This window comes from Rhizobium sp. RAF36 (genome assembly GCF_052114105.1).
GTDB lineage: Bacteria > Pseudomonadota > Alphaproteobacteria > Rhizobiales > Rhizobiaceae > Rhizobium.
In genome coordinates this window covers 598,167-611,262 of record NZ_JBFREC010000003.1, presented here as the reverse complement: position 1 = coordinate 611,262, position 13,096 = coordinate 598,167, and the positions used below count along the sequence as shown (strand labels likewise).

At 59.1% G+C, this 13,096-nt stretch carries 14 protein-coding genes and 1 pseudogene; 6 read left to right on the top strand and 9 right to left on the bottom strand.

Annotation, left to right across the window (positions count from 1 at the left end; genetic code table 11):
• Window positions 1-628 precede the first annotated feature (628 nt).
• Both AB4Z25_RS14525 and AB4Z25_RS14520 read left to right on the top strand, forming a co-directional pair.
• Complete coding sequence (locus AB4Z25_RS14525) at window positions 629-751, top strand: hypothetical protein (RefSeq protein WP_310300418.1); 123 nt, start codon at window positions 629-631, stop codon at window positions 749-751.
• A 62-nt stretch (window positions 752-813) separates the two neighbouring features.
• Complete coding sequence (locus AB4Z25_RS14520) at window positions 814-1,263, top strand: hypothetical protein (RefSeq protein WP_442208302.1); 450 nt, start codon at window positions 814-816, stop codon at window positions 1,261-1,263.
• 57 nt (window positions 1,264-1,320) lie between these two features.
• Here the strand turns inward: AB4Z25_RS14520 and AB4Z25_RS14515 are convergent, their stop codons facing one another.
• The 9 genes and pseudogenes from AB4Z25_RS14515 to AB4Z25_RS14475 form a co-directional block, all read right to left on the bottom strand.
• Entirely contained in the window at window positions 1,321-2,112 is a 792-nt protein-coding gene (locus AB4Z25_RS14515) for an SDR family NAD(P)-dependent oxidoreductase (protein ID WP_112386861.1), read from the bottom strand.
• A gap of 28 nt (window positions 2,113-2,140) precedes the next feature.
• Window positions 2,141-2,889 (bottom strand): annotated as a pseudogene (locus tag AB4Z25_RS14510) (SDR family oxidoreductase).
• Between the two features lie 346 nt (window positions 2,890-3,235).
• Window positions 3,236-3,823 carry a DUF4143 domain-containing protein gene (locus AB4Z25_RS14505; protein WP_442208355.1) on the bottom strand — a complete coding sequence of 196 codons (588 nt, stop codon included), beginning with the start codon at window positions 3,821-3,823 and terminating at the stop codon, window positions 3,236-3,238.
• A complete protein-coding gene (locus AB4Z25_RS14500; RefSeq protein WP_442208301.1) occupies window positions 3,820-4,173 on the bottom strand; it encodes a hypothetical protein in 354 nt (117 codons plus the stop codon). The genes AB4Z25_RS14505 and AB4Z25_RS14500 overlap by 4 nt, the downstream gene beginning before the upstream one ends.
• Window positions 4,174-4,867: 694 nt before the next feature.
• Window positions 4,868-5,278, bottom strand: a complete 411-nt coding sequence (locus tag AB4Z25_RS14495) for a hypothetical protein (protein WP_442208300.1) — start codon at window positions 5,276-5,278, stop codon at window positions 4,868-4,870.
• Between the two features lie 7 nt (window positions 5,279-5,285).
• Window positions 5,286-6,173, bottom strand: a complete 888-nt coding sequence (locus tag AB4Z25_RS14490) for a TIGR02587 family membrane protein (protein WP_442208299.1) — start codon at window positions 6,171-6,173, stop codon at window positions 5,286-5,288.
• Entirely contained in the window at window positions 6,170-7,033 is an 864-nt protein-coding gene (locus AB4Z25_RS14485) for an SDR family oxidoreductase (protein ID WP_442208354.1), read from the bottom strand. The genes AB4Z25_RS14490 and AB4Z25_RS14485 overlap by 4 nt, the downstream gene beginning before the upstream one ends.
• Before the next feature lie 153 nt (window positions 7,034-7,186).
• The gene (locus AB4Z25_RS14480) at window positions 7,187-8,284 is read right to left on the bottom strand and encodes a nucleotidyltransferase family protein (RefSeq protein WP_442208353.1); all 1,098 of its coding nucleotides are present in this window, start codon (window positions 8,282-8,284) and stop codon (window positions 7,187-7,189) included.
• A gap of 214 nt (window positions 8,285-8,498) precedes the next feature.
• A complete protein-coding gene (locus tag AB4Z25_RS14475; RefSeq protein ID WP_442208298.1) occupies window positions 8,499-9,131 on the bottom strand; it encodes an SDR family NAD(P)-dependent oxidoreductase in 633 nt (210 codons plus the stop codon).
• Between the two features lie 452 nt (window positions 9,132-9,583).
• Between AB4Z25_RS14475 and AB4Z25_RS14470 the strand changes: the two genes are divergently transcribed.
• The 4 genes from AB4Z25_RS14470 to AB4Z25_RS14455 all read left to right on the top strand — a co-directional run bounded on the left by AB4Z25_RS14470 (window position 9,584) and on the right by AB4Z25_RS14455 (window position 13,040).
• Window positions 9,584-9,817: a BrnA antitoxin family protein gene (locus AB4Z25_RS14470; protein ID WP_112517606.1), complete on the top strand. Its 234-nt coding sequence runs from the start codon at window positions 9,584-9,586 to the stop codon at window positions 9,815-9,817.
• On the top strand, window positions 9,753-10,169 hold the full coding sequence (locus AB4Z25_RS14465) for a helix-turn-helix domain-containing protein (protein ID WP_442208297.1): 417 nt from the start codon (window positions 9,753-9,755) through the stop codon (window positions 10,167-10,169). The genes AB4Z25_RS14470 and AB4Z25_RS14465 overlap by 65 nt, the downstream gene beginning before the upstream one ends.
• 333 nt (window positions 10,170-10,502) lie before the next feature.
• The gene (locus AB4Z25_RS14460; RefSeq protein WP_112517604.1) at window positions 10,503-11,981 is read left to right on the top strand and encodes a sugar ABC transporter ATP-binding protein; all 1,479 of its coding nucleotides are present in this window, start codon (window positions 10,503-10,505) and stop codon (window positions 11,979-11,981) included.
• 54 nt (window positions 11,982-12,035) lie between these two features.
• The gene (locus AB4Z25_RS14455; protein ID WP_112386870.1) at window positions 12,036-13,040 is read left to right on the top strand and encodes an ABC transporter permease subunit; all 1,005 of its coding nucleotides are present in this window, start codon (window positions 12,036-12,038) and stop codon (window positions 13,038-13,040) included.
• Window positions 13,041-13,096 lie beyond the last annotated feature (56 nt).

Below are 13,096 nucleotides of genomic sequence, written 5' to 3'. Positions count from 1 at the left end.
CTACAGGTGGAGCAGAGCGGTCAGGAAGGCCGTGGCCGCTCTGGAGAGCGAAAATTTTTCGGCCGGTGTTGGGATACCGTCAAATCTTCTATTTGGATGTCGCCGGTCGCAGTGGAAGATGTGTGGCTCTGGCGATTTCGAACTTCCGCTCTTTCTTCTTGTCTCGACCGCGCTCGCACCGTCCGGCTACGGCGAAATCTCGTCGTCGGACTGCAGCTCGTCGATGTTCAAGCAACGGCTTCAGTCCGTGATTGTTTCACTCCCGGTTGGCCGTCTGCGGGGCGGGGATACGACTCTTGGGATCTGCACGGCCAGTCTTCGAATCGGCCTCGGTCAAGCCGTCTCCGGCTACGCGGCTGGTGCCCATGTTCACGGGCGGAGCCCGGCGGTCGTCTATGCTTGAGTGAGGAATTGCTTCGTCCTGCCTGTCTTTGTTCAAGGTCCTCGGGAGAAGCTCGTCGGAATTGGGGATCGATTTCGTGATCATTGCAGGTCTCCTTCTGAATTCTGAAGGAGAACTCCGGCAGCAAGACCAAGTTCCTCGATCAGACAGGCAAAGGCGACACGGCGCGCGGGGTGTTGGAACCAGCGAGCCTTACGACGGTTCTATTGGTATAGGAGATTCCTGATGAAGGTCGTTCTGATCGCCACTTCGATCATCGTGCTCATGCTGGCAGTCCTTGCCGCCAATTTGCTGCCTTCCCGCCACGAGGCTTCCTATCCGAGGCCGTACGACATCACGCGACGATAGATTATGCAAGCCACTCGGCATTTCGCCGCGGCCAATCCCAGACCTTTGCCAGGGAGACCTGAATGTTCCAGACAACCTCTAACCTCAAGACGCTGCGCGAGGCCCTTTCAGACCATATGGAGCTTTCCGAATATTTCCTGGGAATGCATGCCTTCTACGATGGCGAGGTCGTCTTTGCGAGAGACGTCGTCCAGGTGAACATCGAGTTCTCTCCGTTCCCGGTTGACTTCGAAAACCTTTGGGACTGGCTGCGGGAGCAGATTAGGGGTTCTCCCGCGCAGGAAACCTTCGCCTATGAGACAACCTTCGGTATCGAGGACGAAGACGACCCCGTCATGGAGAAACTCATCGAAATGACCCAAAGGTCGGCGAACACGATCTGGATGATCGATCTTGCGCACCAGGAGACGCCGGAGGCCGGCCGCCGGTTCGTCATCGTCACCGCGCCTGACGAAAAGCGAGCACAGGATTTTCGCGACGAGTTCCACGGTAGGGACGTGGCGATTTCATGACGAGAGGAAGGCTGTGCTGTTCGCAGAGGCCCTGGTTGGCTTCGGCTTGTCTGATCTTCAGAGCGTGTCGATAAGGCCGCCGTCCACGCGCACCGAAGCCCCAGTCGTAGCTGATGCCAATGGCGAGGACAGATACGTCACGATATTTGCGATCTCCTCGACGCTGGCCGCGCGCTGAATGAGGGAGCTGCTCCGGTGCTGCTTGACGAAGTCAGCAGCGACTTCCTCAATCGACTTTCCGGTCTTTTCGCGCTCAGCGGCAAGCATTGCTTCGACGCCTTCTGAAAGAGTTGGACCAGGGAGAACCGAGTTTACGGTAACTCCAGTGCCTGCCATTCGTTTGGCAAGCCCGCGCGCGACAGCGATGTCGGCCGTCTTGCTGACGCCGTAGTGGATCATTTCCACCGGAATGTTGAAGCCGGATTCCGATGCGATGAAGACGACGCGGCCCCAGTTTGCTTCTTGCATGCCTGGGAGATAGGCGCGGGACAGCCGGACAGCAGACATGACGTTCACCTGCCAGTGACGGTCCCAGACCTCGTCGGTGGTGTCGAAGAAATCGCTTGGCTGGAAGATGCCGGCATTGTTGACGAGGATGTCGACCAGCGGCACCTTTACCACGAGTTTTGCGCACCCTTCGGCGGTGGCGAGATCAGCCGCCACCCCCGTGACAATGCCCTTGGCGCCTTCGCTTCTCAGCCGTCCTGCCGCTTTCTCGGTCTTGTCTTCGGACCTGCCGTTGACAACCACGTCCGCGCCGGCTCTGGCGAGCTGACGGGCGACGGCGTAGCCTATGCCCTCCGTGGACCCCGTCACCAGGGCGGTCTTGCCTTTGAGATCGATTAGCATGTTCTGCTCCTGTGAAGTTGGATGCCGGTTAAAGATTGCTCATGCCGCCGTCGATGACGAGCTCGCTGCCGACGATATAGGAGGCTTCGTCGGATGCGAAGAAGACCACGGTCTTTGCAACCTCCGACACGTCTCCGAAACGACCGACCGGGATCTGCTTCTGCACGCCTTCGGCCATTGTCTTCATTTCCGCTTCCGATATGCCGAGCTTTCCGTAAAGCGGTGTCGCGATAGGGCCGGGGCTGACGGCGTTGACCCGAATGCCGCGGCCGACCAGCTCGCCCGACAGCGTCTTTGCCAGTGTCAGAAGCGCGCCCTTGGTTAGCGAGTAGACGCTCGAGTTCGGCATGCCGATATGGGCGTTGATTGACGTGTTTAACACGACCGAGGCGCCTTTCGAGAAGATTGGCAGAAGCGCCTGGATCAGGAAGTAGGGACCCTTGACGTTCGTGCGAACGACTTGTCGAAGTCCGCTTCCGACCAGCTCTCGACCGGACCGAACTGTGCGACGCCCGCGTTGACGAACAGGATGTCGAGCTGACCGAAGGCTGTCGTGACCTGATCGACGACTTCCTTTTGGCCAGCGACGTCGCCCGCGTCAGACTGGATGACGATGACGTCGCCGCCAAGCTCCGTGCGGGCTTTCTCGACACCGGCGGCGCTGCTGCCGGTCACGGCGACACGCGCGCCTTCGGCGACGAATTGGCGGGCCGTTTCGAAGCCGATACCACTAGTGCCCCCGGTTATGAGGGCGGTCTTGTTAGCAAGTCTGGACATGACGATTTCCTTTTGCGTTGTTGGAAGACGGCCTCGATGTCGGGGTCGATGACAATGGTTTACTGCAGGACGCACGTTCGGATTAGTCGGCAAAAAGGAATTCTGCTGTTCGGAAGTTTCGAACGATCCGCAGGCGCGGTGGCGCGGCGGCGGATTCGGCGACCCGCATAGAGGGTCGCTTTTCATGTTGGGCTATTGCTATCAATCTGCGCGAAACGTTGACCTCCAACAGGAGTCCATAAACAAAATCGGCATGGTCACCTAGACCTTCTCCCAAGTTGCTTGACGAGCGGCAGCGTTTTCAGATCCGCCAAGCTTGCCCCCGCGGTATCTGATCGGCGTTCCGCTATCGCGCAAGCAGAAGGCGACCGGCTGTCGAGAGCGGCATTGCAGTTAGGTTGTTAGGAAGAGGGAAGGCTTCTCGACCGGGATAGCCAACGATGCGTTGTGGGGGCTGGAGATCTTCGCAGGCGAGGTAAAAGCCCTTTTCGAGTTTCGGCGACAGACTCCGCTTGATCTCAATTGCCCAGGGCTTCTCGCCTGGAGGTGTCAATAGAAGATCGATTTCGGCACCGGCCGCTGTACGGTAGAACTTGGCCTCGGTACCGTCAGGTGATGCGGCGATCAGCGTTTCAATCACGAAACCCTCCCAACTTGAACCGGCAATTGGATGTCCGAGCAATTGTTCGGTGCTTCCAAGTCCAAGAAGCGCATGGGCAATGCCGCTGTCCATGACGTAAACTTTTGGCGATTTGACCAGTCGCTTGCCGACATTGGCATGCGACGGTTCAAGGCGGCGCACGAGAAGCATGTCGACGAGCAGATCCAGATAGGAAGCGATGGTTTTGCCATCGACCCCCAGAGCGCGGGCGAGTTCGGCTGCATTGAGGAGCCCGGCCTGTTGGTGTGCGAGCATGGTCCAGAACCGTCTCAGCGTTTCGGCGGGTATGCGCCGTCCGAGAAGCGGAATATCTCGTTCAAGGTAGTGCGAATGAAATCCCGTCTCCAGCGCATGCTCGCACGATCGCTGGAGGCAAGGAGACTATCGGGGGAACCACCCCGCAGCCAAAGCGTATCAAGCGCATCTGCCGGAACTTCCGTTCCGTCGACAGGCTGCATTTCGAGATAAGCGATGCGGCCGGCCAGTGTTTCGCCAGGCTGTTTGAGAAGATCGACGGAGGCTGAGCCAAGCAGCATGAACTGGTCGGCGCGCCGTCCCGCCCGGCGGTTGCGGTCGATTAAGCCGCGCAGGATCGAACACACCCGGTAGACGATGAACCTCATCTAGCATGGCCAGCTTATCGGCATGATTTTCAAGATAGAGCTCGGGTTCCGACAGTTTGGCCCGGTCTGCCTCCGTCTCAAGGTCGAGATAGATGGAGGGTCGGGTTTTGCCAATATCGATGGCGTTGTCCTGCCGACCTGACGAGGCCCGAGCAGGGCAACAGCAGGACTTTCGTCAAGGGCACCGAGGAGTCTGCTTGCAATTCTACGTATAATCAACCTTGCATTTATGGATCTCTATTCCAGAATTGCAAGGATGACTGGCGTGTAAGGCTACCGTTCCCGCCGGGTCGCATCGTTGTAACAGCTCGACGCCCCGAGCGCCCATGACCCGGCTGCTTGATAATCGCATCGACCGGCTGCGCAGGGAGCGCCCAGATCGGGGGCAATCGATCCCCGCCTTCCTTCGGGCCACGTCTTAAGAGCGTGAATCGACCTGATCGTGCGGGGGCGCTATCTTTTTGGATCACCCACCGCTGGTGGTTGGCGCAACGCCGTAGCGCTGACAAAACGCTCCCTGGAAAGCAACATTGATTCGTAAAGGCGTCGACCCGACCAGCTGATGCCGGCATCCGTGAGAGATATCGATCGGCTCGATTATCGCACGCACCAATGCCCCGAACCCCGCAAAGATCATCCCGCGTTCAGCCCTGGAACTGAGCTGAAAGCAATCGAACTTGCCGCGTGACCAGCTTCACGGCTCGTTGTAGGCCGAGGCTTTGACAACCACCGTCTTTCCGGCAGGGTTATTCTCGAAGATCAAACCGCCCCTCGTTTTGGACCGGCCTGGAACATAGGCAAGCACGGTTTCGACACTCTCGATGATGGCTTTTCCGTCCTGTAGTTCACCTCGCACCGTCACGTCGGCGGCCGTGGCGCTGGCCTTGTTGCTCATTTCGAACAAAACCTGATAGCCGGTGCTGCGTTGTTCCGTCCGGACGACAGCCGCCTCAAGGTCAGGAGAGCTGTCTTTATCCATCAGCGCGTCCTTGCCGATCCAGGTAATGAGCACGATCACGAGGGCTGCCGAGACGAGGCCGGTCAACCATTCAATCCAATGCGGTTCGGCATTTTCGATGTTTGAAGATCTCGATATCTTGGTCATGCCTGCCTCATAAAATCAGCCGCGCAGCAGCCGCGCCAATAGCGCCCGGGAAACTCAAGATCACAGTTGTCATCAACGCCTGTGTCGTAGAAGTGTCGTCGATCCGGTGAAACGTCCACAGACAAAAGCCGCTGATAGCGAGAGCGATGACATAGCCTGGCAGGGTGAAGCGGACAAAGGCGTGCCACCCAGGCGTCCCCTCGGCAAGGTCATGGCTTCCGTGGAACGACAGGGTGTAGACGAAGCCATGCATTATCGCCAGAGACGCCACGATGATAGCCAATGCGTGCCAGGGCGACATTTTGTAGGAGACGAGGATCATTTCCTCGGTCGGCGCCACGTTAAGCGCGAGGAAAAGGGCGCCGACAGCCATTAAGAACAGTTCGCCTGCATAGCTCGTCTCCCGGCTATCCACCGGGTCATCTCCGTCACCGTGATCATCAATCTCATCGGACTGCCCGCCAAGCTGGCTGCGCCCCAGCATTGCTCCGATGCTCGACGGCACTGCCTGGATGGCAATCATGCCGATGACCTCGTGCGCAGACTGGTCATTCCGGAGGATGCCCATTGCGGACAAGATAAGAGCACTGGAGACGATGCCAAGGCCGTAGGCGATGCTCGCGTCTCGGACCGCTTCGCTCCAGGTAGACGTTGTCTCGAAGCCAATGCGGTCAGACAGAAAGATGAGCAGCGGGATATTGATGACGAGGAGAAGCAGCAGTCTCGTGCGGTCCATGTAGAACCCGAGTTCCCACATCTCCATAGTCATCAGCATCGGCAGGGCAAAAAGCAGTGCGCCTGCAAAACCGCGCGCTATTCCAGCGGCGAACTCTAGACTGTCGAATTTCGGCTGGGTTTTGCCCCTGAGCTTTTCTGACGACGGTGCCGCGCTCAAATCATGATCTCGCCGCCCGTGACCGGAATAATGGCGCCGGTCATATAGCTACCCTCAGCCGAGGCCAGCAACACATATGCCCCGGCGAGTTCGGCCGGTTGGCCAGCGCGGCCAATCAGCGTCTTTTTGCCGAAATCCTGAGTCTTATCTGGCGGCATGGTCGAAGGGATAAGAGGCGTCCAGATCGGGCCGGGGGCGACCGCGTTCACGCGTATGCCCTTTTCCGCCAACATTTCGGCAAGGCCCGCGGTGAAGTTCGAAACCGCGCCTTTGGTGGAGGCATAGGCCAGAAGATGGGAGGAGGGTTGGCGCGATTGGATGGACGTGGTGTTGATGATGCTGGCGCCAGGCTTCATGTGAGGCACGGCAGCCTTTGCGAGGAAGAAAGGGGCATATATGTTCGTGCGAAATGTCTCGTCCCATTCCTCCTCGGTGATGTCGCCGAGTGCAGCGTAGGTGCGCTGGAAGGCTGCGTTGTTGACAAGAATATCGATGCCTCCGAACTCCCTGACGGTTCGTTCGACGAGAGCAATGCAGTGACTTTCTGAGGTGATGTCGCCGGCAACGGCCAAGGCACGGCTACCAGCTTCTTCGACCCATCTCGCCGTTTCCACGGCATCTTCGTCTTCGCTGAGATATGAGATCAGGACATCGGCGCCTTCACGCGCAAAGGCGATCGCCACGGCACGACCGATGCCGGAATCTGCGCCCGTAATCAGCGCTACCTTTCCCTTCAGCCTGCCGTTGCCTTTGTAGCTCTCCTCGCCGTGATCGGGCGCGGGCTTCATCAGTCTTGTCAGCCCAGGCGGCGGTTGCTGCTGCTCAGGTTGCGGCGGTATTGGGCGATTGGTTTCCGGCATGGTTGTATCCTCTCCTTGAGGTGAGAGAACGGACCGGATAGGGCTTGGTTCCACAATCCAGCGAGAGGTATCAGCGGAGTTTGGGCTCGCGCAGCCATTGTCGACCAACGGCGACATGCGTGCGTTCGACCGGGCCTTGGATGCGATCGTATGTCACGGGGAGGGACTATCACCACTCATGACGCCTTCGAGCTGCTGCGGGCCGAGCGCGGCTCTTAAAGCGGCGACGCCGCTTTCAGGTAGCCTGAGAAAGCCTTTGGAGATGCCTTCTTTCCAGGCTGCGCCGCGATCCCACGCCTCTTGCCAGGCATCTGCAACAACGTCGCCCTGTCGCGTTTCAACTAGTGCCTCAAACAGCAGGGCCGCCTGAGACAGGTCCTTGTCGGCCTTTGCTCGCCCCAGCGCATCTCCGAGCCTCCGCGAAGCGACGATGAGCTTATGGACAGCAAAACGCTCCGGAGCAGGAACCAGCACATTCACACCCTCTCGATGCAGGAGAACGGTGCGCACCGGTTCGTAGATGAGGTAGTCGAGAAACCTTAGATTTTCTGCGGAAGCCCCGCCAAGAGCGGGCATCGGCGAGGGCTTGCCCGTGTGTTCGGCTGATCCGCGATTGCCGGTGAGAAATTCCACCCGGTATCCCCTCGCATTCTGGAAGGCGACAACCTTGGCCTTGTCCCCCTGGTGGGGAACCGGGCGAAAGCCGCTATCGATTGACCGGAGGATTTCCAGGACGGGAGGCAGGCTGTCGCCCACCTCCGCCGAAATCGCGAAGTCCTGTGCAAAGTCAGCATCGCCGGTCTGCATGGCCGAGGATGGTAAGCGAACGCCGAGAATGCCTGCATAGGCGCTGAAAGCGACGGACCCTATCAGAACTGCGCGCAGGCGGAATAACCCTGCATTTGCAAGCGCCTGCGTGACGTCTCCGGCAAACGGATCGGGGCCTGGAAGACCAGCGCGGCGCAATGTGCTTACCATTCGCCTCCGGTCACGAATCGAATCCTTTAGTTCCATGTGGGCATTCACTCGGGCGGTGATCGCTTCATCGTGGTGCGGGCCGACATAGCTTCGCTTGTCTTTGCCGCCAGGAGTGGGCAGGTCGAAGTACCAGTAATTGCGATCCTTGACCGGTACGGTCACGAACCGGCCCTCCAAGGGAAAGTCTGTCTGGAATTGGGCATCGAGCGAGCGCTCGACGAGCTCTGCGAACATTGTCCGGTAGCTAATATCGACTTGTTTGATTTTCGACATGGCCGTTCCTGCTTGTAGCCTTCTCAGCACCGAACCGGAGTTATAATTTTCTGACAAAAACATTATAGCGCCGATACGAGAAGTCAACGGAGGAGTTATAATGATTCGGCAGGAACATTATAACTTGCCCGCGTACAACCTGCGATGGCGTGCACAAGACGCGCGTTGTGACTGTGCGCCTTGTTACATTTGGATATGCCGCGCCCGGACAAGCTCAGGCTGGATTCATGGCCGCGAAGATGCTGTCGAACGTCCCGTCACGCTCGGCCCAGCGGCGGGCTTGATCCCGCTCCAGGAGCAGCTCGCCACGCGGGTGCTGTCCGTTTTCAAGCATGGACATGACCTCGCAGATGTAAGAGGCGAGCGGCATGGCGCGCGGATCGGCTGCTTGAGAAAGGCCGGTCAACTCCGTCCGCACATAGGGCGGGGAAAGTTCGAGAACCTCGATCGGCAACTTCCGCAGCTGATGACGCAACGACGTCAGCCATGAATGCAGGAAGGCCTTGCTGGCGCAGTAGGTGGCAAAATCTGCCCGCGGCAGGAAGGCGAGAGCAGAGCTGGTTGCCATGATGGTGGCATTCCGCTGGGCCTTCAGAACAGGCAGGAAAGCCGCAACAGTGCTAATCACGCCGACAATGTTAGTCTGGATCATGTCCACCGACGATGAGACATTCCATGTGTCGGACGTCATGTCTTCGGTCCGCGAGATTCCGGCATTGGCGATCACCACATTGAGCGTGGGGAAGCGTTCACCACGAAGCTTACAATTGCTCCAGAGGGATGTTTCGTCGCGCGACTGGCGGATGAGCGGCGCTCGTATCCTATTAACTACCCGACTTCCAATCAACAGGAGTATGAATGTTCGAACTTTCGCGACGGCGATATTGTCTGCACGCGACCGCCTGTTTCAGTGACCACTCCCGACGCGAGCGCGCCGCTATCCGGTCGAAAGCGCCGGACAATCATTGATCGGCAATCGCATCTCGTACTCGAGAGCGTCCATGCCATAAGCCTGCGCAAAATCCGCGTAGAAACTGGCGTCCTTGGCCAGCAGACGGCTCCTCAGGATGCACGGAGCGGCTGTTCCCGTCTTCTTCGACGAGTTGTCTCGTTTTCTGCTGCGGGGCCGCCTACAATCTCTCCCGCACGGAAATCACGGCGGAACCCAGCCGATCCATGCTACATCCGTCCTATCGTGCGCTTCGCGACTGCGCCTAGACGTATCGTCTGATATTTCATGCTCATGACCGAATGTCTCGGTGAGCGAGCCCTTCTACGCAACAAATTTAAAGGAAATCCATGAACCGCACACCCCGCAGGCCGGCCAATCCGCTCGATGCTGCTGAAGCCCTGTTTAAGCCCGCCACCAAGGCCCCGCCTGCACCTGTAGAACGGCAGGCAATCCCCTCCACCCGGGAACCGGTATCGATCAGGATCGACACCGACGTGCTCGCCTTCTTCCAGGAAGATGGCCCCGGCTGGCAGGACCGCATCAACGCGGCGCTGCGCGAGACCATGGAAGCCAGCCGATGACATCGGTTTCCGCTATGATGGGCCTACCTTCCGTGTCAGGGTGACAATAGACGGCTGGACGGCGCCGGCAGCCCTGACCTATGCGCGGATCAGGCGCGTCGAATGCGCTTCTGTTGGCGAGTCTCCGTTGCGATACGCGCACGGCTGGAGGCTGGCTGTCGCTTCCAACCTGTTGCGTAAATCGAACCTGCGCATCGGCAATATCGGCTGCCACGTCGGCTACGATTCCGAGGCCGCCTTCAGCCGGGCGTTCAAGACCCTGTGCGGCCTGTCGCCAAGGCAGGCGCGTTCCACGCCGGCCCAGAGTTCTATCGCGCGCAGTTTGGAGAGCGGGCGACCCCGAAAAGACTGAAGGCGGCTGTTCTGATCTTTGTATTCACCGATCGATGTTTGATCTCAGTCAGACGACGCTAGCTTCTCCGCAAGCGTATGTGATTGCACTCATCATGTAGTCCGCAGCCGTGAAATTACGGCAACTCGTCAGCAAATGCGGTTCTCTCAGCCGGCCTTACCTGAAAGGGGAGGACGCCGCCTCCGCTCGTCTTCAAGGGATATGCACAAGGTAAATTGCTTGATTGACATTTGTCGAAATGTATTTGACACTTGTAAAAATCGCTCCATTGGAGTTGGAGCGTGATGCATGATTGGTCCATCGTGAGATGGCCCGATCGCGGGAGGAACTTGGGTGGAACATCTTCTGGAAGTCGAAGGGCTGGCAAAGTCCTTCAATGGCGTCGCGGCGATTCGCGACGGCCGGTTTCAGCTCAAGGCTGGATCCGTGCATGCGCTATGCGGTGGCAATGGCGCCGGAAAATCCACCTTCCTCAAGATTTTGATGGGTATCCACAAGCGCGACGCGGGATCTATCCGGCGACGGGGTGTGGACGTGGAATTCTCCGGTCCGGCGGCGGCTTTGGCATCAGGCATCGCGATCATTGAGCAGGAGCTCAGTCCGGTGCCGCACATGACGGTCGCCGAAAACATCTATCTCGGCCGTGAGCCGTCAGGACGTTTCGGCGGCATCGACTTCAAGACCATGAACCAGAATGCGCAGCGGCTGCTGGAGCAACTCGAGTTCAACATCCGCCCGACGCAGTTCATGAAGAATCTCTCTGTTGCGCAGATGCAGCTGGTCGAAATCGCCAAGGCGTTGAGCCATGACGCTGAAGTGATCTTCATGGACGAGCCGACCTCAGCGATCGGCGAAAAGGAAGCACAGCAACTCTTCAAGACGATCGAACGGTTGAAGGCCGCGGGCAAGGGCGTGGTCTACGTCTCGCACCGTCTGTCGGAGATTTTCCAGATCGCCGACGCCTACACCGTGTTCCGTGACGGTTCGTATATCGGTGCGGGTGACCTTGCCGATATTGATCGCGCGGGACTGATCCGGATGATCGTCGGCCGTGAACTCGGCGAGGAATATATCAAGACCAACACGCCCACCGATGTCACGGGGTTCGAGGTCGTAGGGTTGACGGCGAGCGGCAAGGTCGAGGACGTATCGTTCTCCGTGAAGAAGGGCGAGATTTTCGGCATCTATGGGCTGATGGGGTCCGGCAGATCGGAGATCTTCAACTGCCTCTTCGGTCTCGACCGGATGGATAGGGGCGAGATCAGGCTCGATGGCAAGGCGATCACCGTCAGCAAGCCTGTCGAGGCCATGGAGCAAGGGCTTGCCCTCGTCACCGAGGATCGCAAGCTGACAGGGCTCAATCTCGTCGATAGCGTCAGGGGCAACATCGCGCTTGCCAGCCTGCCGGAGTTCAGCCCGGCTTTCGTCATGCGCCGCGGCCGCGAGCAGGCGGCCAGCCAGCAGATGATCGAGCGTTTCGGCATCAAGACTGCACGCGACACCATGGCGGTCTCGGGACTATCAGGCGGCAACCAGCAGAAGGTCGTGCTGGGCAAGTGGTTCCTGCGCAACCCGAAGGTGCTTCTGCTCGACGAACCGACGCGCGGCGTCGATGTCGGCGCCAAGCGCGAAATCTACCGGATCATCTGCGAATTCGCAGCCACGGGAGGCACGGTGGTGATGATTTCATCGGAGATAGACGAGGTGCTCGGCATGTCCGACCGCATTCTCGTGATGCGCAACGGCCGCTCGGCGGGCGTCTACCCGCGGGTGGAAACCGACGCGCAAGCGCTGGTGCATCTGTCGACGTAACAGGTGCGCCGCGAATTTCTCAATACGGATCGGCATGGGAAGAGGTTAGAAACAGTGTCCCTTACAGATAACAAACCAACGACGGGCTGGTTCAACTCGGATCGCCGCAGGCTGCTCATCCAGGAATATGGCATCTTCCTCGCCTTCCTGCTCTTGTCCGTGATCCTGTCGGTGTCGAACGAGTATTTCCTGACGGCCGGCAACATCTCGAACGTGCTGCTGCAGACATCCATCAACGGCGTGCTGGCGATCGGCATGACCTTCGTCATCCTGACGCGTGGTATCGATCTGTCGGTCGGTTCGGTGGTGGCGCTTGCCGGCATCATCAGCGCCAGCTTCGTCACGACGTCGGCAACGGCCGGCATTGCGGGTGCCCCGTACCCTGCCATCGTCGCATTGATTGCCGGTATCGCGGTCGGTCTGGCCTGTGGCGCTGTCGTCGGCTTCATCGTCTCGCGCTTTGCCGTCCCGGCCTTCGTCGCCACGCTCGGCATGTTGTCGGCAGCACGCGGCATGACGCTGATCTATGGTGGCGGCAAGCCTGTCCCGGCGCTGATCCCCGAGTTCCGCTGGATAGGTACCGGAAACATTCTCGGCGTGCCGATGCCGGTGGTAATCCTGGCCGTCGTCTTCATCGTGTCCTGGTGGGTTCTGACTCGCACACGCTTTGGCCGCTACATCTACGCGGTCGGCGGCAATCCGCATGCGGCGATTACCTCCGGGATCAACGTCACCCGCATCCGTTTCACGGTCTACTGCATCTCGGGCTCGCTCGCCGGTCTCGCCGGAATGATGCTCTCGGCCCGCACGGGATCTGCGCTGCCGCAAGCCGGTATCGCCTACGAGCTCGATGCCATCGCGGCCGTCGTCATTGGCGGCACCAGCCTCTCGGGCGGTGTTGGCCGGGTGACGGGAACGCTGATCGGGGCGCTGATCATCGGCGTCATGAACAACGGTCTCGATCTGCTCGGTATCCAATCCTACTACCAGCAGGTGCTCAAGGGCGCGCTTATCGTCGGCGCCGTCATGCTGGATCAGAAGCGAAATCAAGGTCTCTGACCTCATCATTCGGATCGCATCCGCGGTCCGTCGACCAACCGCGCGTCATAACGGCG